Raw genomic sequence first — 21,848 nt, 5'->3', positions numbered from 1 at the left:
CTCCATCTCCCGTTCCGTGCACCGCTGCGAGAGGACGTCACCCCGTGAGCCAGAACCCGACCCCGCTCAGCTGGGACGGCAGCGCCCCCGCGTCCGGGCGCACCGAGACGACCCGGGAGGTGGACACCGGGCTCGCCGTACCGGGGCTGCGGGTGCGGGCGACGGCCGTCGGCGGTCGGTCGGTCGCCGTCACCGCCACCGCACAGGAGCCACCCGGGGTCGTTCTCCTCCGGGTCCGTGGCGGCGAGCCGGACGGCGGAGCGCCGCTGCGGGTCAGGATCGAGTGGCGGCTCCCGTGCACCGGCGCGAGCGCGTACTGGACCCCGGACACCGGCCCGCGCTGGCTGCCGCCGTCCTGGCTGGCGCCCCGGACCGCCTCGCTGTCCAAGGGCGCTCCGGTGGGCAGCCTGGTCGGCGGCAGCACCGCGCTCTGCACCTTCGCGGTCGGCGAGGTGGTACGGCCGGTCGCCATCGGCGAGGGGGTGGTGGAGGAGAGCGGCGAGTTCAGCTGGTGGGTCGAGCACGAGGGACCGGAGCTCTCGCTCCGGCTCGACCTGACACGGCGTCACTTCGCCGACACCGTGCGGGACTGCTCGTCCTGGTGGGCCGGCCGACTGCCCGAAGTCACCGTCCCGGACGCCGCGTTCGAGCCGGTCTTCTGCACCTGGTACGCGCTGCACCTGGCGATGGACGCCGCCGAGGTCGAGCGGCTCGCCGCACTGGCCCGACCCCTCGGGTTCCGCTCACTGATCGTGGACGACGGCTGGCAGACCGACGAGTCCACCCGCTCCTACGCCACCACCGGCGACTGGCGGCCGGCCCCGACCGGGTTCCCCGACTTCGCCGCCCACGTCGCGAAGGTCCGCTCCCTCGGCCTCAACTACCTTCTCTGGCACGCCCTTCCGTTCGTCGGCGACCGCAGTACCGCGGCCGCCGAGCTCGCCGGACACACGCTCTCCCACCTGCCGCAACTGGGGACCTCGGTGGCCGACCCGCGCAGCGCCACCGTGCGCGGGCACCAGGTCGAGCGGCTCGCCGCGGCGGTCGAGCAGTACGGGGTGGACGGCCTGAAGATCGACTTCATCGACACCTTCGCCCGGCCGGCCATCACCGAGGGATCGCCGGAGGCCGACTGCGCGACGGTCGCGGAGGGGGTGCACCGGCTGCTCGCCGCGCTGGACCGCCGGCTGCGCGCCGCGCGCCCCGGGGTGCTGGTCGAGCACCGGCAGGACTACGTCAGCCCCGCCCTCCGTCCGTTCGCCACCATGGTCCGGGCCGCCGACTGCCCGCACAGCCCCGCCGAGAACCGCAGCCGGATCGCCGACCTCCGGCTCACCGCGGGACCGCTGGCCGTCCATGCGGACCCGCTGACCTGGCACCCCGAGGAGCAGCCCGAACAGATCGCCGTCCTGCTGCTGTCCGCGCTCTTCGCCACCCCGCAGGTCTCGGTGGACCTCGGTGCCCAGCGGCCCGAGCAACTGGCCGTGCTGCGCTTCTGGCTCACCGTCCTGCGCGACCACGTCGACCTGCTGCAACGCGGCGGGTTCCGCCCGCACCGGCCCGAGTCGGGCTATCCGCTGATCGAGGCCCGGCACGGCTCGGCACTCGCCTTCGGCCGGTACGCGCCCGTCCCGGTCCCGGTCACCGGCGACTGGTCGCTGCTGCTGGTGGCCAACGCGGACCCCGACCCCCTGGTCCGCCTCACCTTCGACCGCCCGCCCGGCCGCCTGGCCGCCCTGGTCCAGGACTGCCGCGGCGCCACCGTCAGCCGGTCAAAGCCGCAGCCGGACGCGGGGGAGCTGGCGCTGCGGGTGCCCCTGGGCGGGCTGCTGACCCTGCGGGTGCTCCCGTAGCGCGGGGCGGTGGGGCAGGGTGAGCGGTCCGGTGCGTGCGCGCGGGGGGGATGAGCGGCGTGTGAGGTGCGGGGCGGTGAGTGGGGTGTGGCGTAAGGGCGGTGGGCGGTCCGGTGCGCGGCCCACCCGGCCGATCCCGCGGGGACGCATCCGCCCCGGGCCGGAGGGTGGGGGACCGCCGGCCCGGGGCGGAGGGTGGGGGACCGTCGGCCCGGGCCGGCCCGTGGCCCACCAGGTGCGCCACACGATCCGGGGTCGGGCGGCACCTGGTGGGCACCTCTGCCACCAGGCGGGGTCGGCGACCGAGGTCGCAGCAGCAGCGGGTCACCCGCCTGGTGAGTTCGCATCGGCCGCCCCCCGTGCGGCCGATGCGGCGACTCTAGGACGGATGCCCCGTCCGGCGGTACCGCACCGGTGCACGGTTGAACGGCCGCGAACCGTCACCGGTGCACGGTCCACCGCTGTGAGCTGCCGCGACTCGGTGACCGCGTCAGGCCGGAGCTGACGCCTCCGGCGGAGGAGGGCTGCCCGGGAGGCCGGCCGGCTCGGCGAACTCCAGCTCGCCCAGGACGGCGAAGGCCAAGGCCGTCTCGTACACCCCGCCGCCGCCCGAGAGCAGTTGACGCTGCAGCAGCCGCTCCGCGCTGCGCAGGTGCTCGCGCACGGTCTGCGGGTGCAGGTCGAGCTGTCGGGCGCTCCGCTCCACGCTCGCGTCCGCGGTCAGCCAGGTCAGCAGTGTGCCGCGCAGATCGCGGCCGTCCTCGGCGAGGCGCCGCAGCAGGCCCTCGGCCCAGGTCCGGGCGCCCGCGCCGGAGAGGACGTCCACGAGCCGCACGGGCCGCTGCGGATCCGGGCGGGGCGAGGTGCGGCAGAGCCCGTCCGGACCGGCCACCGAACAGGCCTGCAGGGCCAGGTGGAGCACCGTCCGCCCGCGCAGCCCGCCGAGGTCCAGGCCGAGCAGCCCGGCCGCCCGGTCGAGGCGGGCGCGGACGGTGTTGCGACTGACCCCGAGGATCTTGGCGGCGCTGGTTGCCGGGAACTCCAGGCCGAGGTGCAGCGTGCCGAGCATCTGGTCCAGGCTCGCGTACGACAGCGCGTGCAGCGGGCGCAGCAGCCCGCCCGCCCAGACGGCCGCCGTGCCGGGGTCGAGGGCCTGGACGAGCCGGCTCTCCGCCGCGTACAGCGCCGAGCGGTCCGGTTGCAGCCGGGCCACCGCGAGGGCGCGGGCCGCGTCGCCGTACGAGCCGGCCGTCTGGGCGAGCGGGAGCGGCGCGCTGCCGCCCAGGCACCGCTCGGGGTGGCGGGCGACGAAACCCCGCAGTGTCGTGCCCACCGCGTCCCAGCCGTCCCCGGGGCGGCTCCCGGGGCAGTTCTCGCGGCGGCTCTCGACGCCGCTCCCGGGGCCGGGAGCCGGGCCGGCGGCTGCGGCGTCCTGCCGGTGGTCGGCCGGCCCGGCGTCCTTCAGCGGGGCCACGACGATCAGGTGCTGGTCGTAGGCCGGACAGCGGACCACCAGCGCCTTCCCCTCGGTCGCCGCCGCGCACTCCCGCGCCAGTCGGTCACGTTCGGCGGCGGGACCCTCCAGCACGTACACCCGGGCGGTCTCCGCGTCCAGCAGCCCTCGGGACAGGCCCTCGGCCGTCCGCTGGGCCAGCGTCACCTCACCGCCCATCAGCAGCTGGAACACCGCCACCCGCAGCGCCGCCGCGACCTCGTCCAACCGGTCGCGGTCCGCCCCCGCCTCCCTGAGCCGGAGGATCGGCGCCAGCAGCTCGGCCGCGTGCGTGATCAGGGCACGGCTGCGGGCGTCGAAGGGCGTGGTCCGGCCGACCGTCAGGACGGGGAACGGGCGCTGTCGGCCGATCGCGGTCAGCCGGATCCGCAGACCGCCGCCGCCGCCGTCGTCGATCGAGGCCGAGGCGAGCCGGCCCTGCGCCACCTCCTCGGCCGTCCGGCGGGCACCGGCCAGCAGCTGCGGCGCCTCGGGGGGAGCGGCGATCCGGTCGGGACCGGAGCGCGTGCCGGTCAGCGTGACCGCGCCGCCGACCGTCCTGGCCAGCCAGCCGACCAGCCGTTCCGCGCGGCTGTCCTGCGGGCCCTGCTCCCGGACCAGCGTGAGGAGTTGCTCCAGATCGACGAGCTGCTCCCGGGTCTCGCGCAGCCGCTCCTCGCCGATCACCTGCGCGAGCTGCAGCCAGGAGGTCCCGGGGGAGACCGTCAGCAGGACCACGCCGTGCCGCGCGGCCGCCCCGGCCAGGGCGGCCGGCACCTCGCCGGGCCGCTCGGCGGGGACGGCCAGCGCCGCCACCCGGACAGCGGCGAGCCGGCTCATCACCCGGGCCGCGCCGTGCGGCTCCTCGGCCCAGCCGCCGCCCGGCCCGAGCTCGATCCGGACCAGCTTCTCGGCGAACTCCGCGAACTCGGCGAACTCGGCGACGTCCGTGCCGCGTGCGGAGTCCGTTCTGGCCAAGGAGTCCGTGCGGCCTGCGGAGTCCGGAGCTCCTCCGGGTCCCAGGACGCCGCTGGACCCCGCGAGATCTGCGGATCCCGTGGCATGCGTGGCGCCTGTGACCTCTGCCGGGTCCGTGACCTCCATGACGTCTGTGACGTCCGTGACCTCCATGACGTTTGTGACGTCCGCGAAGCTCGCGGGGTCGGCACAGGCCACGCCGACCACCGCCCTGCCCGCGCCGCGCTCGGCGGCACCCGCCACGAACTCCAGTGCCAGCTCCGCCATCCCGACCAGCGAACCGACTGTGGGCACTTGTCCTCCCTGCTCACCGCAACTGTCCGCGAGATCTGTCCGCCCGCTGCTACCCGAACGACCCGAACCCCCCGGTGACCCGCCCCGATCGTACGGAGCCGGTCGGGTCCGAGCCGCCGCACGTGCTGACTGCAGGTCAGGAGAGCGGGCGGAGGATCCCGCCGGGGTCAGAGCGCGCGCAGCCGGCTCAGGTAGTGCCGGACGGCCTCCACCTCCTCTGCCCGCGCCGTCAGCGCGACGTGGTTGTCCGGCCGGACCAGGACCAGCGCCTCGCCCTCGACCCCGTACGCGCGGCGGGCGTGCCCGTCCCGGTCCTGCAGCGAACCGGGGCCCGCGTCGATCGCGAAACCCACCACCGGGCCGTCGAGTTGCGGTACCGGGCGGCCGAAGGAGAGCAGGGTGAAGTGGCTGCCCGCGAACAGCTCGAAGAGGCGGACGGCCCGGCCCTCGTCGTCGGCCAGCGGGGCGTCCGGGGCCCGGTCGCCGGGCTGCGGTCCGCCGTCCAGGCCGTCCGCCGCCAGCGTGCTCCAGCGGTAGTGGACGGCGAGCCCGGTGGTGTCGTCGGAGCGGACCACCTCCAAACCGACACCGGGCGTGCGGGAGCGCTCGACGACCTCGATCATCGCGGCGGTGGTGATGTCCAACGTCCGGGCGGCGACCGGCAGCCGCTCCTCCTGGTAGCTGTCGATCAGTCCGGGGCCGGCCTGGCCGGTGAGGACGTAGGCCAGCTTCCAGCCGAGGTTCCAGGCGTCCTGGATGCCGGTGTTCATCCCGAGACCGCCCGCGATCGGCTGGACGTGCGCGGCGTCCCCGGCGAGCAGTATCCGGCCGACCCGGTAGCGCTCGGCCATCCGGACGTTGACCCGCCAGGTGGAGAGCCAACTGGTGCTGCGCACCCGCAGGTCGGTGCGGCCGGTGTGCAGCTCGACGATGCGCTGGAAGCTCTCCAGCGAGGGCTCGACCACCCGCCCGTCCCGGTCCAGTTCCGGGTTGGCCTGGAACTGCCAGCTGTCGCTGCCCTCGAACGGGTAGAGCAGCAGGGCACCCTTCGCACCGAACCACTGGTGCCAGTAGCCGCGGTCCAGCCCGTCCAGTTCGACGTCGCCGACGACCATCGCGGTCTCCGGATCACTGGACCCCTCGAAGGCGATGCCGAGCCGCTTGCGGATCGTGCTGCGCCCGCCGTCGCAGCCCACCAGGTAGTCCGCGACGATCACCTCACCGCTCGTGAGCCGCGCGGTGACGCTCTCCTCGCCCTGCTCGAACCCGGCCAGCTCGGCGCCGAATTCGACCTCGACCCCGTACCCGGCGAGGACTTCTCGCAGAGCCTGCTCCACCCTGGTCTGCGGGAGGAGCAGGCCCCGCTCGTACGGGACGTCGGGCCTCGGGCGGACGCCCTCGTGGGGATCGGTGTCGGCGACGAACTCGCCGTCGAAGTACTTGCGGAACACCGCGCGGCTGCACCCCGCCCCCAGCAGCCGCTCGGCGGCGCCGAGGTCGGCCAGCACCTCCAGGCTGCGCGGGTTGAGCCCCTTGCCGCGGGAGCCGGTCTGGAACCCCGGCGACCTCTCGATGATCCGGACGCCGACGCCCTGCCTGGCCAGACTGCACGCCAGTGTGAGGCCGGTCGGCCCGGCCCCCACGATCAGCACGGTGGACATGGTTGCTGCTCCCTCCCTGAAACGTCGATGCGGCCATCAAAACGCAACCGAGGAAAATATGCAACCCGGTAAAAAATGTTCCGGGGTTATGATGTTCGCATGAACGAGCCCGGAGGTCTGCGGACCATCAAGAAGGAACGCACCCGTCAGACGATCGCCGACGTCGCGATCAGGCTCTTCCTGGCCAGAGGGTTCGAGAAGGTCTCGGTGGCCGAGATCGCGGCGGCGGCCGAGGTCTCCAAGCCCACGCTGTTCCGGTACTTCGCCAGCAAGGAGGAGCTGGTCCTGCACCAGATCGCCGACCACCGGGGCGAGGCGGGCCGGGTGGTGCGGGCCCGGGCGGCTGGGGTCTCCCCGCTGGCGGCCCTGCGGCGGCACTACCTCGACCTGCTGGCCGAGCGCAACCCGGTCACCGGCCTGTGCGCGGAGCCCGAGGCGCTGGCCTTCCGCCGCCTGGTCTACGGGACGCCCAGCCTCTCCTCGCACCTGCTCGACTACGTCGCCGCCGACACCGAGGCGCTGGCCGCCGCGCTGGCCGAGACGGCGGAGGCGGCGGAGGCGGCGGAGGCAGCCGAGACGGCCGAGACGGCCGAGGTCGCTGAGACCGCCGAGACGACGGCTGGCCGGGCGCGCGGCGGAGTGGCCGAGGGAGCGGACGGCGGAGCGCCGGGGCTGACGGCCCGCCTGGTGGCGGCCCAGTACCTCGCGGTGCACCAGACCCTGGCCTACGCCAACTGGGCCCGGGTGGCCGCCGGTACGCCGCTGCCCGAGGCCGCCGCCCGGGCGGTCGCCGACGCCGAGACGGCCTTCTCGCTGCTGGGCTCGGGTGCGGCGGCGTACGGCTACTGAGCCGGGTCCGGCCGGCTCCCGTCTGCGGTGCTCCGCCTCAGCGGTACTGCTCCAGCACGGTGGCGAGGTAGTGCTCCAGCCGGTGCTGCAGCACCTCGGAGGTCAGGTCGGTCCGGCCGAGTTCACGCCAGGGGACGGCGACCTTCTCCGCGTCCGGGGCGAAGGCCAGGGCGTCCAGCAGCCGCCAGTACCGCTGGTGCTCGCCCAGCTGTCCGCCGGCCGCCCGGTACTCCTTCTCCAGCTCCGCCGCCGTGTCGACGCCGTGCAGCAGTGCGAGCGCGGTGGAGCAGTGGGCGAGGTCCAACTCGGCCGGGCCCCAGGAGGTTTCGACCCAGTCCACCACGCCGCTGATCCGCAGCGCACCGCCGCGCGTGCTCCCGCCGTCGCGCGTGCTCCGGCCGCCGCTCCCGCCCGCGCCCGCACCCCCTCCGGTGTCCGCGCCCTCTCCTGCGCCCGCACCCGCGTCGCTGTTCCCGCCCGTGAACAGCACGTTGCCCGGATGGAAGTCCCGGTGCAGGAAGCAGCCCCGGAACGGGGGAGCGGGCTGCCGGATCGCCTCGACGGCCTGCCGCCACAGCTCCGGCCGGCCGGTCGCCGCCGGTACCCGGACCGACTCGGGACTCGTCCACGCCTGGTACGCGCGCGGCCTGTTCTGCGCAGTGACGGCGGTGCGGTGGATCCGCACCAACTGGCCTGCCAGCAGCGGGATCCGGGCGGCCGCCGAGTCCTCCGCCAGCCGCACCGAACCCGGCAGCAGCGTCATCAGCAGCGAGGGGTGGTCGCAGTGCTCGCCGGCGGGGTCCACCGCCACCAGCCGGGCGGCCGGAACGGGCCGGTCGTCGGGCCGGTCGAGCAGGCGCAGCACCCCGGCCTCCCGGCGCAGCAGCCCGTCCGCGTGCTTGCGGTAGAACGGCCGGACGAACGAGCGCAGCACCAACGTCCTTTCTCCGCCAGGGCCTTGCAGGTGGATCCGGCGCATGGTCGAGGTCCATCCGCCGGTCAGTCGTTCGGCGCCGAGGATCTCCTCGCCGGGTTCCAGGTGCTGCCGCACCCAGCTGAGGGTCCGGCTCCAGGGTTCGGTCATCTCTCTCCTCACAGTCCTGCGCGGTGGCGGGCGAAACGCCCCGGCCCCGCCGCGCGTCGGGCGACGGGCGACGGGACCGGGGCATCAGTCAACAGGTCGGGGAGCCGGGTGAGGTGGCCGGGGTCAGGAGGCCGGGCCGACCCGGACGGTGGTCAGCAGGCCGCCCCGGGTCTCGCGGACCACCTCGATCGTGGTGTTGGTGTCGGGGACGTGCACGCCGAGCTGCGGGGTGGCCGGGTCGGTGTAGACGCCGGTGTGGTCGTTGAAGACCGGCACCGCCGGCTCGCTGGTGACGGTGCCGGCGATGCCCCCCTTGTGCAGGTCGAAGGCGGTGGTGGGCTGCCGCGAGAAGGTCGCGTCGAAGGTCTGGGCGCGGGCGTTGACCAGGCTCCCGTCGCCGAAGCGGATCGGCTTCGGGTGGGCGTCGATCGGCAGGATCAGACCGCCGCCCAGGTGGTCCTGGGTGTTGTTGTCGCTGTAGGCGGTGTCCCAGAGCCAGATCAGCACCCCCTCCTGGTAGGGGTAGGTGTCGATGACGTCCTGCTTGCCGGCGACGCCGCTGAAGCCGAAGTTGTACGGACCGGTCTTCAGGAAGGCGCCGTAGCCGACGTAGCGGCGGTTCTCCACCAGGTACGCCCGGGGGTGGTCCTTGACCGCGTCCTTCCCGGTGACGATGGTGAAGCCGGTGGCCGTCCAGCCCTGGTTGCCGTGCTCGGCGCCGTCGGCGAAGAGCTGCTCGCCGCCCGCGCTGATCCGCACCGCGTCGACCAGGACGCCCTTGCCGTGGGTGTTGCCGTCCGAGGTGACGTGGAAGCGCAGTCGGACCTGGCTGCCGAGGTAGGCGTCCAGCGGGACGTGCAGCTGCACCCAGGTGCCCGAAGTGCCGCTGAGGCCGGGGGTACCGGCGGTGGTGTTGCCGATCGGCGCGCCGTCCACGCTGCCGCCCAGCGGCTTCCAGGTCCGGCCCTGGTCGGTGGAGGCTTCGACGGTGAGGAAGTCGTAGTCCTTCTCGGTGTCGTACCAGGCTGCCGCGTCCAGTGCGGCGGTGCCGGTCCTGCCGGTCAGGTCCACCGTGCGGGCGAGGGAGTTGTCGAGGTTGTCGCCGGTGTCGCTCCACCACTGCGAGCCGCCCTCGGCCGGGTCGGCGAGTTCGGTGGTGGTCCGGCTCGGGGGCAGGTGGACGAGCACCGCCTGCGCCTGGTCGGTGTTGTAGCTGCTGACGCCGAGGGCGTGCGAGGAACGGGTCGCGGCCTGTGCCTCGTCGTAGTTGAGCCAGCCGAACTGGAGTTTGCTCCAGGCGTCCAGGTCACCGGGGTAGGCGCCGGTGGTGTTCCGGCCCTTGCCCAGGTAGGAGCCGGAGGACATCAGTGACCAGAAGTTGACGCTGTTGTCGCCGCCGGTGGTCGGGTACAGGTCGGGCAGGCCGAGGTTGTGGCCGTACTCGTGGGCGAACAGGCCGACGCCGCTGTTCTCGCCCGCCTGGACGTAGTCGTAGACGTAGAGGCCGGTGTCGCCGACCGGGACGCCGCCGATCCGGTCGCCGACCGGCCCGGTTTGGCCGGTCGGGTCGGGGAAGGCCCAACTCCGGTGCGCCCACAGGGCGTCGGAGCCCTGGGCGCCGCCGCCCCAGGTCTCGTCCACGCCCGCGTGCACCACGATCACGTTGTCGAGGTAGCCGTCGGGCTGGTCGAAGTTGCCGTCCTTGTTGTGGTTGTAGCGGTCCTGGACGTCGTACTGGGCCAGTTGTGCCTTGATGTCGGCCACCGAGCGGCCCTTGGCGATCTCGCCGTCGTACCAGGCCTTGACCGCGTCGCGAACGAACTCCTGCGCCTGCGTCCACGCGCCGCTGCCCTGCGGGCCCTTGTTGCTGCCGTAACGCGCCTCGTTGTACGGGACGGTGACCCAGTCGCTGACCGTGCCGTCGACGTCGTACCGGCCCGAGGACTGGATGCGGTAGTAGTTGCGCAGGGAGACCGCGCCGGGTGTGTCGTCGAAGAACATCTTCTGGTAGTAGGAGCGGTCGAAGTCCTTGGTCCACAGCGTGTGGGTGTCGCTGCCGGTGGGCTTCGGGATCCGGTCGTGCCGGGGTCCGGGGGTGCCGCCGTAGCGCACCTGGCCGTTGTAGAGCGTGGTGTCGTCGACCTGGTCGCCGAACTGCGCGAGGATGACGAAGACCTTGTCCTTGCGCTGCTGGGCGAGTTGGACGTAGTCGTTGCCGACCTTCACCCTGGCCGGGGCGAGGCCCTGGGAAGTCCTGGCCACGGTGCCCTGGTTGAGCTGCTCCAGCGCCTTGGCGCGCAGCGCCTGGCGCTCGCGCTCCTGCGGGACCAGCGGGGGTTGCGGCCCTTCGCGGCCGTCGGTCTCCTGAGGATCCGTCAACGACGGCCGGGTGGCGGCTGCCTGTGCGCCGACGGTCTGTGTGGTGGCGGCCTGAGTGGCTGCCGTGTGGGCGGTCGCTGCCTGGGCGGGGGCGCCGAGGAGGGTGGCGGCTATGGCGCCGGTGGTCAGCGCAGCCGCGAGGGCTGCGGACAGTCTGCGCAACTGACCGGTCCTTTCCGGACGGGGAGTTGGAGGGAGAGGGGTGGTTGCTTGAGCGGCGCGAGGTAATATTTCACATGTCATCGTTCACATGGAAGAGTGCGAGGGGGCGAGTTCGGTGGGATCACCGGTGCGCCCGGGTATGAGTACCGCGCCGACCGCGAGCGCGTGGCACATCGTCAGTGGCGACAGTGGAGTTGGTGAAGCCGTGACCGAGGTACCGCCCGTCCCGATGCCGGGAGTCAAGGACCTGTTCAGCCTCGACCCGGCCGTCGCCCACCTCAACCACGGCTCGTTCGGGGCCGTACCGCTCCCCGTCCAGCGGACCCAGGCGCGGCTGCGGGTCGAACAGGAGCAGGACCCGGACGGCTTCTTCGGCGGACTGCCCGACCGGATCGGCCGCTCCCGCGCCCGGATCGCCGACGCGCTCGGCGCCCACCCCGATCGGCTGGCGCTGCTCACCAACGTCACCGAGGGCATCGCGGTGGTCCTCGACTCGATCCCGCTCGCCGAGGGCGACGAGATCCTGGTCACCGACCACGGCTACGGCGCCGTCGTCCGGGCCGTGGAACGCCGCGCCGCCGAGACCGGGGCCAAGGTGTGCACCGCCCGGATCCCGCTCGGGACCCCGGACGCGGACGGCGTGGCCGAACGGGTACTGGCCGCCGTCGGCGAACGCACCAGGATCGCCGTGCTCGACCTGGTCACCTCGCCCACCGCCCGCGAGATCGCCGGCCCGGGACTGCTCGCCGCGCTGGCCGAACGCGGGATCGTCACCGTGGTGGACGCCGCGCACGCGCCCGGCCAGCTCCCGGTGGACCTCGGCGGTGCGGCGGGCGGCGCGGACTTCTGGGTGGGCAACCTGCACAAGTGGGCCTTCACTCCGCGCGCCACCGCCGTCCTGGCGGTCCGCGCCCCGTGGCTGGAGCGGATCCGGCCGCTGGTGCTCTCCTGGGAGCACGACCGGGGCTTCCCCGGCCACGTCGAGTGGCGCGGCACCTGCGACTACACCCCCTGGCTGGCCGCGCCGGCCGGGTTCGCCCTGCTGCAACGGCTCGGCGCCGAGCGGGTGCGCGCCCACAACGAGGCCCTCGCCGCCTACGGCGGGCGCCTGTTGGTGGAACGGGCCGGGCTGTGCGAGCTGCCGGCGATGCCGGGTCTGGCCATGCGCGCGGTACGCCTGCCGTCCGGCTGCGCCGAGACCGAGCAGGGCGTCAGGGAACTGATGGCGTCGATCCGTGAGCGCCTCGGTGCCCGGGTGGCGGTGCGTCCGTGGCCGGGCGGCGGGGTGCTGCGGATCAGCGCCCAGGTCTACAACTGCGCCGGGGAGTACCGTCGGCTGGCGGACGGGATCGGCGCACTGCTGCGCGCCTGAGGGCCTTGGCGCCCGAGGGCCGGTGCCTGGGGGCTGGTACCTGAGGGCCGGTACCTGAGGGCCGGCGCCCGGGAGGTCGGCACCGGTGGCCGACGGCTGTCGCCGTGTGGCGAGGCTGCCGCCCTGTGTCGCGCGAAAAGGGGCTCCACCTCCATGCTTCCCAACGGGTAGTAGCTTCCCTTGCGGGTAACCACGGGGTGGGTCGTAGCGTCGGATCCAGCGGGCCCGGGCGTCGTGGACCGATGTCCGGACCCGCTGCGAGCCTGCCGATGAGCCGACCGAAGGTGACTGCTGTGAGTGACAACCAGGATGCGACCGCCAGCCGGAGCGCGACGATGCGTGCGGTCGCGTACCGCAGGAGCCTGCCGATCGACGACGCCGAGAGCCTGCTGGACGTCGAGCTGCCGGTGCCCGAGCCGGGCCCGCGCGATCTGCTCGTCCGGGTGGAGGCCGTCGCGGTGAACCCGGTCGACCACAAGGTGCGGCAGAACGCCGACCCGGCCGGGGAGCTGAAGGTGCTCGGCTGGGACGCGGCGGGCACCGTGGTCGCCGTCGGTGCCGAGGTGGAGCTGTTCGAGGTCGGCGACGAGGTCTACTACGCCGGTGCGCTCGACCGCCCCGGGGCCAACTCCCGCTTCCACGCCGTGGACGAGCGGATCGTGGGCCCCAAGCCCGCCACGCTGTCCTTCGCCGAGGCGGCGGCCCTTCCGCTGACCGCTCTCACCGCCTGGGAGGGGCTGTTCGAACGCCTCGGCCTGCGCAACGGCGGGCTGGAGCGGACGGGGACGCTGCTGGTGACCGCCGCTGCGGGCGGCGTCGGCTCGATGGTCGTCCAGCTGGCGCGGACGCTCACCGGCCTCGACGTGGTCGGCACCGCCTCCCGGCCGGAGAGCGCCGAGTTCGCCCGCCGGATGGGCGCCCACCGGATCGTCGACCACCGGCGGCCGCTGGCACCGCAGTTGGCCGAGGCGGCGCCGGGCGGCGTCGACTACGTCTTCGGCACGGCCGGTACCGTGCAGCACCTCGCGGCCTACGCCGAGGTGCTCAACCCCTTCGGCCAGATCGTCTCGATCGACGACTTCGACTCACTCGACATCGGCGTGCTCAAGTCGAAGAGCGTCTCCTTCCACTGGGAGTTCATGTTCACCCGCTCGCTGTTCCGGACACCGGACCGGCACCGGCAGCACCACATCCTGGCCCAGGTCGCCCGGCTGGTGGACCGGGGCGTCCTGACCACCACGGCCACCCGGGACCTCGGCCCGGTGAACGCCGCCAACCTGCGCCGGGCGCACGAGATCATGGAGGCGGGCACCGCGATCGGCAAGGTCACCCTGACCGGATTCTGATCCCGCCCGGGCTGCCGGTCCGCCCGGGCAGCAGGGCCGGAGCCGGGCCACGCGGCCTCTGTGGCATCCTGCTTCCCAGAGGGAAGTACCGTGTGCGAAGTGCCGCACGGGAAGTACCGAGCCAACCCCGGGAGACCCGCCGTGTCGGTGATCTGCGCAACCGGCCGCCACGACAAGCACGACGTGTACGCGGCCCAGTGCCCCTGCCGTCCGCTGCTCGACCTGCTCGCCAACAAGTGGTCCGCACTGGCCATCGGGGCACTCGAAACCGGCCCCCGCCGGTTCGGCGAACTCCAGCGCCACCTGGAGGGCGTGAGCCCGAAGGTCCTCACCCAGACGCTCCGGCGGCTGGAGGACGCGGGGTTCCTCTCGCGCACCGTCTACCCGGCCGTGCCGCTGCACGTGGAGTACGAGCTCACCGACCTCGGTCACAGCGTGGCCCGGCCGCTCTCCGGCCTGCGGGAGTGGGTCGAGCAGCACCTCGACCTGATCGGCTGACCGGAGCCGACAAGGAGCCGACGGGGCCGAGGGGTTGAACAGGCCGACGGGGCCGACGGGGGCGGGGAGGCCGGGGGCCCGGACGGTGCTTCGGCGGCTCAGTCCGCCGCGCGGAGTTCGGCGAGCAGGGTGCCCTGGTCGGCGAGCAGTTCGGTGAGGATCCGCCGGGCCGCCCGCAGCAGCTCGGCCACGTCCGCCCCGGCCAGGGCGTACACCACCGTGGAGCCCTCCCGGGTGGCCGTCACCAGTCCGTAGCGGCGCAGCTGGGCGAGCTGCTGGGAGAGGTTGGACGGTTCGATGTCCAGCGCCGTCAGCAGGTCGCGGACCGGCATCGGGCCGGCCTGGAGCAGTTCCAGTACCCGGATCCGGACCGGGTGACCGAGCATCCGGAAGAACTCGGCCTTGGCTTGGTGCAGCGGTACCGGCACGCGGTGCTCCCTCTCAGACCTCGAGCCCGGCCTCGATGCGCCGCAGCTGGTGCCTGGCCATCGCCAGGTTGGACCGGCTGCGGCTGAGCGCCAGATAGAGGAACAGGCCCCGGCCGGTGGCCGTGGTGAGCGGCCTGATCAGGTGGTACTGGCTGGTCAGGCTGATCAGGATGTCCTCGATGTCGTTGTCGTGCAGGCCGAGCATCTCCATCGTCCGCATCTTGGCGCGGACCAGGTCGGTGTTCCCGGCGGCGGCCACGTTGAGGTCGAGTTCGGCACCACCGTCGCCGAGTGTGCCCAGGGCCATGCCGCTGCCGTAGTCGACCAGTGCCACACCGATCGCACCTTCGATGGTCATGGCTTCCTTGAGTGCGCTGTCCAGACTGCTCATCGCGGTTCCTTCCGTTGCGGACGAGCCCGCTCCTCTTGTCGGTGGGCTCGGAGGTCCGACTGTAGGGAGCTGCTCTCGTGTGCACGGCGGATGACCGGAAGCGATCGAATACGATCGGAAGCAGTCGGAAGCACTGGGCGAAGTTGACTGATTGAAGACATCTGCAACTGCGAATTCGATTGATCGGTGACTCCCCGCGCATGTCCGCTCGCATCGGGTCGCGCGCCGCTGCGCCGAGGTGCGGTGGTGGAAAACAGTGCTATCGATGGCACTCCCGACGGGTAATCTCAGGCTGAGATGCTCGATCACCACATCAACCACACCCGCTGCGCCCCACCGCCGCCCCAGGTCGGCCCGGCCCCGCAGCCGCAGGCGTCGCCGTCTGCACCCCCGTCCCGCCCGTACGGGCCCCACCGGCCCCACGGGACGAAGCAGTCCCACGGGAAGAAGAGGTGACGCCGATGAACAGCGCCATGCCCCCGCACCCGGACATCCCGCCCGCGGACACCGAGCAGCTCAGCCCCGCCGAGGCGTACGCGGCCTTCCGCCGCCGCGCCAAGGAGCAGGCCACCGCCCTCCACGGGTTCCAGCAGCTGTACGACTTCCCGCTCGACCCCTTCCAGATCGAGGCCTGCCGGGCCCTGGAGGAGGGCACCGGCGTCCTGGTCGCGGCCCCGACCGGCTCCGGCAAGACCATCGTCGGCGAGTTCGCCGTCCACCTGGCCCTGCAGGCCGGCCGCAAGTGCTTCTACACCACGCCGATCAAGGCCCTGTCGAACCAGAAGTTCGGCGACCTGGTCAAGCGCTACGGCGCCGCCAAGGTCGGCCTGCTCACCGGCGACAACTCCGTCAACGGTGACGCGCCGATCGTGGTGATGACCACCGAGGTGCTGCGCAACATGCTCTACGCGGGCTCGCAGACCCTCGACGGCCTCGGCTACGTGGTCATGGACGAGGTGCACTACCTCGCCGACCGCTTCCGCGGCGCCGTCTGGGAAGAGGTGATCATCCACCTCCCCGAGTCGGTCACCCTGGTCTCGCTCTCCGCCACCGTCTCCAACGCCGAGGAGTTCGGCGACTGGCTGGACACCGTGCGCGGCGGCACCAAGGTCATCGTCTCCGAGCACCGCCCCGTGCCGCTCTGGCAGCACGTCATGGCCGGCAACCGGATGTACGACCTGTTCGCCAGCCCGGACCGCGACGGCCGGCCCAAGGACGCCCCGCGCAACCCGGCCAAGGCCGTCAACCCCGAACTCGTCCGCCTCGCCCGTTCCGAACAGGACCGCAACCCGCGCGACCGGTTCGCCCGGGGCCGCGGCCGCTCGATGCCGAACGGCCGGCCCGGCCGGGTCTGGACCCCGGGCCGGGTGGACGTCATCGAACGGCTGGACGCCGAGGGCCTGCTGCCCGCGATCACCTTCATCTTCAGCCGGGCCGGCTGCGAGGCCGCCGTCAACCAGTGCCTCGCCTCCGGACTCCGCCTCAACCGCGACAGCGACCGGGCCCGGGTCCGGGAGATCGTCGAGGAGCGCTGCGCCGACATCCCCGACGAGGACCTGCACGTCCTCGGCTACTTCGAGTGGCTCGACGGCCTGGAGCGCGGCATCGCCGCCCACCACGCCGGCATGCTGCCCCGGTTCAAGGAGGTCGTCGAGGAGCTCTTCGTCAAGGGCCTGGTCAAGGCGGTCTTCGCCACCGAGACGCTCGCGCTCGGCATCAACATGCCCGCCCGCTCGGTGGTCATGGAGAAGCTGGTCAAGTGGAACGGCGAGACCCACGCCGACATCACCCCCGGCGAGTACACCCAGCTCACCGGCCGGGCCGGGCGGCGCGGCATCGACGTCGAGGGCCACGCCGTGGTGCTCTGGCAGCGCGGCATCGACCCGGAGGCACTCGCGGGCCTCGCCGGCACCCGCACCTACCCGCTGAAGTCCTCCTTCCGCCCCTCCTACAACATGGCCGTCAACCTGGTCGGCCAGTTCGGACGGCACCGCTCGCGCGAGCTGCTGGAGACCTCCTTCGCACAGTTCCAGGCCGACCGCTCGGTGGTCGGCATCGCCCGCCAGGTCCAGCGCAACGAGGAGGGGCTGGACGGCTACCGCGAGTCGATGACCTGTCACCTCGGCGACTTCGAGGAGTACATGGGCCTGCGCAGGGCCCTCAAGGACCGTGAGAACGAGCTCTCCCGCGAGGGCACCAGCCAGCGCCGGGCCGCCGCCGTCGAGGCGATCGAGCAGCTCAAGCCGGGCGACGTCATCCACGTGCCGACCGGCAAGTTCGCCGGGCTCGCCCTGGTCCTCGACCCCGGCCTGCCCCCGGTCAGCCGCTCGCCGCGCACCAGCCGCCACCCCGACTACCAGGACGGCCCGCGCCCGGTGGTGCTCACCGCCGAGCGGCAGGTCAAGCGGCTCGCGATGATCGACTTCCCGTACCCGGTCACCGCCGTCGAGCGGATGCGGATCCCCAAGTCCTTCAACGCGCGCAGCCCGCAGTCCCGGCGCGACCTCGCCTCCGCGCTGCGCACCAAGGCCGGCCACCTGGAGCCCGAGCGGTTCCGCAAGGGCCGCGCCGCAGCCGCCGACGACCCCGAGATCACCCGGCTGCGCACCGAGCTGCGCCGGCACCCCTGCCACGGCTGCGACGAGCGCGAGGACCACGCCCGTTGGTCCGAGCGCTACCACCGGCTGCACCGCGACACCGAGGTCCTGGAGCGCAAGATGCGTTCCCGCACCCACACCATCGCCCGCACCTTCGACCGGGTCTGCGGCCTGCTCACCGACCTCGGCTACCTCAGCGGCGACACCGTCACCGCCGACGGCAAGCGCCTGGGCCGCCTCTACGGCGAGCTCGACCTGCTCGCCTCCGAGTGCATCCGCGAGGGCGTCTGGAAGGACCTCGGCGCCGCCGAACTCGCCGCCTGCGCCTCGGCGTTGGTGTACGAGGCCCGCCAGGCCGACGACGCGATGGCCCCCCGGGTCCCCGAGGGGAGCACCAAGGAGGCACTCGGCCGCATGATCCGGATCTGGGGCCACCTGGACGCCCTGGAGGAGCAGCACCGGATCAACACCGCCGAGGGCGTCGGCCAGCGCGAACCCGACCTGGGCTTCGCCTGGGTCGCCTACCGCTGGGCGCTCGGCCACAACCTGGACTCGGTGCTCCGCGACGCCGACATGCCGGCCGGCGACTTCGTCCGCTGGACCAAGCAGCTGATCGACGTGCTCGGCCAGATCCAGGACGCGGCGGGCGAGGACGCCCAGCTGCGCACCACCGCCCGCAAGGCGGTCGACGGGCTGCGGCGCGGCATCATCGCGTACTCGTCCGTGGGCTGACGGCCGCCCACCGTGGCTCCGCCCCCGCCGGCGCGTCCGGCGGGGGCGGAGCCGTGCGGCGGCGAGGGGCGGTGGGAGGTGCGGACCCGCAGCAGGGCGGGCCACGGCTCCGGCGGTCGCCGGACCGGCCGGCCGGCTCCCCGGCGTCCGTCCCCGACACAGCCGGACATCGGCCGGCGGACGGACATTACGGCCCGGAATTCCCCGGTCGCCGTCCCGGTCGCCGATTTCTCCGCCCCGCCCGAGGCGCAGCGCGGCCGTCCCGGGCCGGAATTTCCCGATCCCGCCGTCCGGGCGCTTTTCGCGGGCCGGGCGGAGACCGCCCGTACGTGTCCGGCACTGCTCCGAACGGACGCGGTGCGGTGACCCGACGACCTCCGGCCGTCCTGCGCCTCCTCGCCCGCCGACCCGGCCGGGAGCCGACGCGGCTCCGGCCGCCGGGTGCGGGTCCCGGGGCCGGAGCGGACGGCGACGGCTCAGTTCAGCTGGAAGGCGGCCTCGACCGGGTAGTGGTCGCTCGGTGCGTTGGTGTCCAGCTGGCCGGCGCTCCAGCCCGCCTGCGGGTCGAAGTCGACCTGGACGTTCGGCAGGGCGAGCGGGGTCGGCCGGCCGGGGGCGTTGAGGTAGCCGAGGTAGTCGAGGTCGTCCCGGTAGTCCTTCGGGAAGGTCTCCACGCCCGCCATGTACTGGCACCAGGCGGAGACCGAGCAGTCCATGGTGTTCCAGGTCCGGTTCGGGTCGGTGGCCGGGGTGCCGAGGACACCGCCCGCCGCGTCCTGGGCGTTGGCGAAGTCGCCGCGCGACTGGCCGTGCTGGTACTCCACGTTGAGGTCCCCGCCGATCAGCACGGGCGCCGTGGTGCCGGCGATGCCGTTCACCCAGGAACGGATCTCGGAGAGCTGGCCGAGCCGGGTGGACTGGGTGGTGTCGGTGGAGACGTCCGACTCGTCGGCCTGCAGGTGGGTGCCGACCACCCAGCTCTTGACGCCGCCCTTGGCGACCTGGACCATCGCCGCGCCCTTGTTGGCGTGGTAGTCCCAGGTGCCGTAGGTGGAGTTGCTGAAGACGTGCGCGTACTGGGCGGTGATCGGGTACTTCGAGAGGATCATCGTGCCGCCGTTGATCACGAAGAGCGAGTTGGAGCAGTTCCCGCTGATGCCGGTCCAGCCGCCGCCCGAGCAGGTCTGGCCGACCACCGGGGTGCGGTACGGGTAGAGGTCCGCCAGCTTGCCGGTGATGTCGGCGGTCGAGGTGTTGTTGAAGTTCTCGTCCAGGATCACCACGTCGGCGTCGTGCTTGCGGACGATCGACTCGATCACCGGGGTCCGCCGGGCGGCCTGCTCGTTCTGCGTGCTGTCCACGACCGGGGTGCCGAGGTCGACGTTCCAGGCGAACACCGAGAGGGTCGTACCGGTGCCGGCGGCGGCCGCCGGCTGGCTGGTGGCGGTGGTGCCGAGCAGCATGGCCGCGGCCGCCAGGGAGGTGAGCGTGGCGGCCGAACGACGCGAGATCATGCGTTCTCCTGAGGGTGGGTCAACCCCGGGCCCGCGGCCGCCTGGTGCGGCCGCGGGCATGACAGGGGGAGACGCTAGCTACCCACGGGTACCGGCAGGGGAACGCCAACCGATCATTCTGTGGCGGAAACGTGTCTGGCCAACTCCGCCGCTTGGGAGTGGACAACTCACCCGGCGAGTACGGTGAGCAGCCGCTCCAGGGAACCGCCCAGGCCCCAGCGCGCGGAGAGCTCCTCCAGCGTCATCGGGTCCAGCGGCTCGCGCGGCAGCGCCGCGTCCACGTCCGGCACCGGGACGTCGACGGCCACCTGCACCACCTTCGGTGCCACGTCGAGGTAGGCCGAGCCCTCCAGCAGGTTCCTGCGCCGGGCCGGGGTCAGCCGTGACGCCGGGTCCAGTGCCGCGGCCCGGACCCCGGCCAGGTCGCCGTACTCCTTCAGCAGCTGCGCGGCCGTCTTCTCGCCGACCCCCTTCACGCCCGGCAGCCCGTCGCTCGGATCGCCCCGCAGCGCGGCGAGGTCGGCGTACGAGGCGCCGGTCACGCCGTACTTCTCCAGCAGCACCGCGTCGTCCGTCCGCTGCGCGGAGCCGACGCCCTTCACGGGGTAGAGGACGGTGATCTCCCGTGCGTCATCGACCAGTTGGAACAGGTCGCGGTCGCCGGTGACGATCTCCACCGGGCCCCGGGCGCGGGCGGTGAGGGTGCCGATCACGTCGTCCGCCTCGTAGCCGGGGACCCCGATCCGGGCGATGCCGAGCGCGTCCAGCACCTGCTCGATCACCGGTACCTGCGGAGCGAGGGTGTCCGGGATCTCCTCCTCGCCCTCGGTGGACTCCTCGGCCATCCGGTGGGTCTTGTAGGAGGGGATGAGGTCCACCCGCCACTGCGGTCGCCAGTCGGCGTCCATGCAGGCGACCAGGTGGTCGGGGCGGTGGTCCTGGACCAGGCGGGCGATGAAGTCGAGCAGCCCGCGAACGGCGTTCACGGGCTGCCCGTCGGGGGACTTCACCGACTCCGGCACGCCGAAGTAGGCACGGAAGTAGAGGCTCGCCGTGTCGAGCAGCATCAGTCGCGGTGCGGTCACCCTCCAGATCATGCCGTACCGCCCGGACGGACCCGGCGGACCGGCGACCGGCCGCCGGGTGCGTCAGTGCTCGTGCGGACCGCTGCGGTGGACCGGTCCGTGCGAGTCGGCGCAGTGGTCGGCCGCGACCGGGCCGGGGGCCTGCGAGATCTGCAGCAGCTCCTGCGGGGCGTCCTCGCCGACGTGGTCGACCTGGAGCGTGGCGTGGGTGATCCGGTAGTCCTCGCGCAGCCGGCGCTGGAGCTCGCGGCGGACGGCGTGGCAGTCGCCGCCGGGGGTGACCAGGATGTGCGCGGAGAGGGCGGGCTGTCCGGAGGTGATCTCCCAGATGTGCAGGTCGTGGATCTCCTCGACCTGGGGGGACGTCACCAGCTGGTCGGCGATGGCATCGGGGTCGATCCCGGCGGGTGCGGCCTCCAGGAAGATCCGGGCGGAGTCGCGGACCAGGCCGACTCCCGCCTTCAGCATCAGCGCGACCACGATCAGCGAGGCGATGGCGTCCGCCTGGCGGAAGCCGGTGAGCAGGACCACCGCGCCGGCGACGGCGGTCGCGATGAACGCGTACAGGTCGGTGAGGACGTGCTGGAAGGCGCCCTCCACGTTGAGCGAGGAGCGGTTGGCCTTCGACATGCACCAGGCCGCCGCGATGTTGACCACGATCCCGACCAGTGCGGTGACCAGCACCAGCGAGCCGGCCACCTCGGGCGGTGCGATCAGCCGCCGGATCGCCTCGTACCCCAGCCAGGCGGACAGCACCAGCAGGGTGACGCCGTTGACCTGGGCGGAGAGGATCTCGGCCCGCTTGAGCCCGTAGGTGTAGCCGCCCCGGGCGGGGCGCGCGGCGAGCCGCATGGCGATCAGGGCCAGCACGATCGAGGCGGCGTCGGTCAGCATGTGGGCCGCGTCCGAGATCAGCGCCAGTGAGCCGGCGGCGAAGCCGACCAGTACCTCGCCCGCCATGAAGACGACGATCAGCGTCAGCGCGCTGACCAGCCAGCGGCGGTCGGCGTCCGCGGCGACCCCGTGCGAGTGGCCGCCGTGACCCGCGTGCGAGTGACCGTGACCCGCGTGCGGATGGCGGTGGTCGTCGTGCGCGTGGTCGTGGTCGTGGTCGTGCGCGGCCATCGATGTCC

15 protein-coding genes are annotated in these 21,848 nt (G+C 73.1%); 6 read left to right on the top strand and 9 right to left on the bottom strand.

The features are described from left to right. Window positions 1-44 precede the first annotated feature (44 nt). Window positions 45-1,853 (top strand): glycoside hydrolase family 36 protein, encoded by a 1,809-nt coding sequence (locus ACFC1R_RS15880; protein WP_375938806.1) that lies wholly within the window; start codon window positions 45-47, stop codon window positions 1,851-1,853. Window positions 1,854-2,343: 490 nt separating this feature from the next. On the opposite strand, the gene ACFC1R_RS15875 is transcribed toward ACFC1R_RS15880, so the two are convergent. Beyond that, complete coding sequence (locus ACFC1R_RS15875; protein ID WP_375938804.1) at window positions 2,344-4,617, bottom strand: helix-turn-helix domain-containing protein; 2,274 nt, start codon at window positions 4,615-4,617, stop codon at window positions 2,344-2,346. A gap of 167 nt (window positions 4,618-4,784) precedes the next feature. Continuing rightward, window positions 4,785-6,278 (bottom strand): FAD-dependent monooxygenase, encoded by a 1,494-nt coding sequence (locus ACFC1R_RS15870; protein ID WP_375938802.1) that lies wholly within the window; start codon window positions 6,276-6,278, stop codon window positions 4,785-4,787. A 99-nt stretch (window positions 6,279-6,377) separates the two neighbouring features. Here ACFC1R_RS15870 and ACFC1R_RS15865 point away from each other — a divergent pair, with 99 nt between their 5' ends. Further along, a complete protein-coding gene (locus ACFC1R_RS15865) occupies window positions 6,378-7,127 on the top strand; it encodes a TetR family transcriptional regulator (protein WP_375938800.1) in 750 nt (249 codons plus the stop codon). Window positions 7,128-7,164: 37 nt separating this feature from the next. Here ACFC1R_RS15865 and ACFC1R_RS15860 read toward each other — a convergent pair whose 3' ends face one another. Both ACFC1R_RS15860 and ACFC1R_RS15855 read right to left on the bottom strand, forming a co-directional pair. Next, window positions 7,165-8,211 (bottom strand): phosphotransferase family protein, encoded by a 1,047-nt coding sequence (locus tag ACFC1R_RS15860; protein WP_375938798.1) that lies wholly within the window; start codon window positions 8,209-8,211, stop codon window positions 7,165-7,167. Window positions 8,212-8,334: 123 nt separating this feature from the next. Next, on the bottom strand, window positions 8,335-10,752 hold the full coding sequence (locus ACFC1R_RS15855) for an immune inhibitor A domain-containing protein (RefSeq protein WP_375938796.1): 2,418 nt from the start codon (window positions 10,750-10,752) through the stop codon (window positions 8,335-8,337). Window positions 10,753-10,957: 205 nt separating this feature from the next. On the opposite strand from ACFC1R_RS15855, the gene ACFC1R_RS15850 reads away from it, so the two are divergent. The 3 genes from ACFC1R_RS15850 to ACFC1R_RS15840 all read left to right on the top strand — a co-directional run bounded on the left by ACFC1R_RS15850 (window position 10,958) and on the right by ACFC1R_RS15840 (window position 13,968). Continuing rightward, complete coding sequence (locus ACFC1R_RS15850) at window positions 10,958-12,124, top strand: aminotransferase class V-fold PLP-dependent enzyme (RefSeq protein ID WP_375938794.1); 1,167 nt, start codon at window positions 10,958-10,960, stop codon at window positions 12,122-12,124. Window positions 12,125-12,459: 335 nt separating this feature from the next. Beyond that, entirely contained in the window at window positions 12,460-13,470 is a 1,011-nt protein-coding gene (locus ACFC1R_RS15845) for a zinc-binding alcohol dehydrogenase family protein (protein ID WP_375938857.1), read from the top strand. Between the two features lie 141 nt (window positions 13,471-13,611). After that, on the top strand, window positions 13,612-13,968 hold the full coding sequence (locus ACFC1R_RS15840) for a winged helix-turn-helix transcriptional regulator (protein WP_375938792.1): 357 nt from the start codon (window positions 13,612-13,614) through the stop codon (window positions 13,966-13,968). Window positions 13,969-14,066: 98 nt separating this feature from the next. Here the strand turns inward: ACFC1R_RS15840 and ACFC1R_RS15835 are convergent, their stop codons facing one another. Together ACFC1R_RS15835 and ACFC1R_RS15830 are read right to left on the bottom strand one after the other, a co-directional pair. Next, window positions 14,067-14,396, bottom strand: a complete 330-nt coding sequence (locus ACFC1R_RS15835; protein WP_375938790.1) for an ArsR/SmtB family transcription factor — start codon at window positions 14,394-14,396, stop codon at window positions 14,067-14,069. Window positions 14,397-14,409: 13 nt separating this feature from the next. Next, complete coding sequence (locus tag ACFC1R_RS15830; RefSeq protein WP_375938788.1) at window positions 14,410-14,787, bottom strand: hypothetical protein; 378 nt, start codon at window positions 14,785-14,787, stop codon at window positions 14,410-14,412. 461 nt (window positions 14,788-15,248) lie between these two features. On the opposite strand from ACFC1R_RS15830, the gene ACFC1R_RS15825 reads away from it, so the two are divergent. Then, on the top strand, window positions 15,249-18,116 hold the full coding sequence (locus tag ACFC1R_RS15825; RefSeq protein ID WP_375938786.1) for a DEAD/DEAH box helicase: 2,868 nt from the start codon (window positions 15,249-15,251) through the stop codon (window positions 18,114-18,116). 476 nt (window positions 18,117-18,592) lie between these two features. Here ACFC1R_RS15825 and ACFC1R_RS15820 read toward each other — a convergent pair whose 3' ends face one another. The 3 genes from ACFC1R_RS15820 to ACFC1R_RS15810 form a co-directional block, all read right to left on the bottom strand. Next, on the bottom strand, window positions 18,593-19,630 hold the full coding sequence (locus tag ACFC1R_RS15820; RefSeq protein WP_375938784.1) for a sphingomyelin phosphodiesterase: 1,038 nt from the start codon (window positions 19,628-19,630) through the stop codon (window positions 18,593-18,595). 167 nt (window positions 19,631-19,797) lie between these two features. Beyond that, window positions 19,798-20,697, bottom strand: coding sequence for a 5'-3' exonuclease H3TH domain-containing protein (locus ACFC1R_RS15815; RefSeq protein ID WP_375938855.1), 900 nt, complete (start codon window positions 20,695-20,697; stop codon window positions 19,798-19,800). An 81-nt stretch (window positions 20,698-20,778) separates the two neighbouring features. Beyond that, window positions 20,779-21,840, bottom strand: a complete 1,062-nt coding sequence (locus ACFC1R_RS15810; protein ID WP_375938782.1) for a cation diffusion facilitator family transporter — start codon at window positions 21,838-21,840, stop codon at window positions 20,779-20,781. Between the last annotated feature and the right edge of the window lie 8 nt (window positions 21,841-21,848).

Origin of the sequence: Kitasatospora sp. NPDC056138, assembly GCF_042264695.1 — a bacterium.
Taxonomy (GTDB): domain Bacteria; phylum Actinomycetota; class Actinomycetes; order Streptomycetales; family Streptomycetaceae; genus Kitasatospora.
The sequence above is the reverse complement of the archived record's forward strand: the minus strand, read 5'-3'. Positions and strand labels throughout refer to the sequence as shown.

Coding starts and splice junctions, on each gene's coding strand:
- ACFC1R_RS15870 (WP_375938802.1), bottom strand. CDS start 6,278: ATGTCCACCGTGCTGATCGTGGGGGCCGGGCCGACCGGCCTCACACTG.
- ACFC1R_RS15865 (WP_375938800.1), top strand. CDS start 6,378: ATGAACGAGCCCGGAGGTCTGCGGACCATCAAGAAGGAACGCACCCGT.
- ACFC1R_RS15860 (WP_375938798.1), bottom strand. CDS start 8,211: ATGACCGAACCCTGGAGCCGGACCCTCAGCTGGGTGCGGCAGCACCTG.
- ACFC1R_RS15845 (WP_375938857.1), top strand. CDS start 12,460: ATGCGTGCGGTCGCGTACCGCAGGAGCCTGCCGATCGACGACGCCGAG.
- ACFC1R_RS15830 (WP_375938788.1), bottom strand. CDS start 14,787: ATGAGCAGTCTGGACAGCGCACTCAAGGAAGCCATGACCATCGAAGGT.
- ACFC1R_RS15825 (WP_375938786.1), top strand. CDS start 15,249: ATGAACAGCGCCATGCCCCCGCACCCGGACATCCCGCCCGCGGACACC.
- ACFC1R_RS15820 (WP_375938784.1), bottom strand. CDS start 19,630: ATGATCTCGCGTCGTTCGGCCGCCACGCTCACCTCCCTGGCGGCCGCG.
- ACFC1R_RS15815 (WP_375938855.1), bottom strand. CDS start 20,697: ATGCTGCTCGACACGGCGAGCCTCTACTTCCGTGCCTACTTCGGCGTG.
- ACFC1R_RS15810 (WP_375938782.1), bottom strand. CDS start 21,840: ATGGCCGCGCACGACCACGACCACGACCACGCGCACGACGACCACCGC.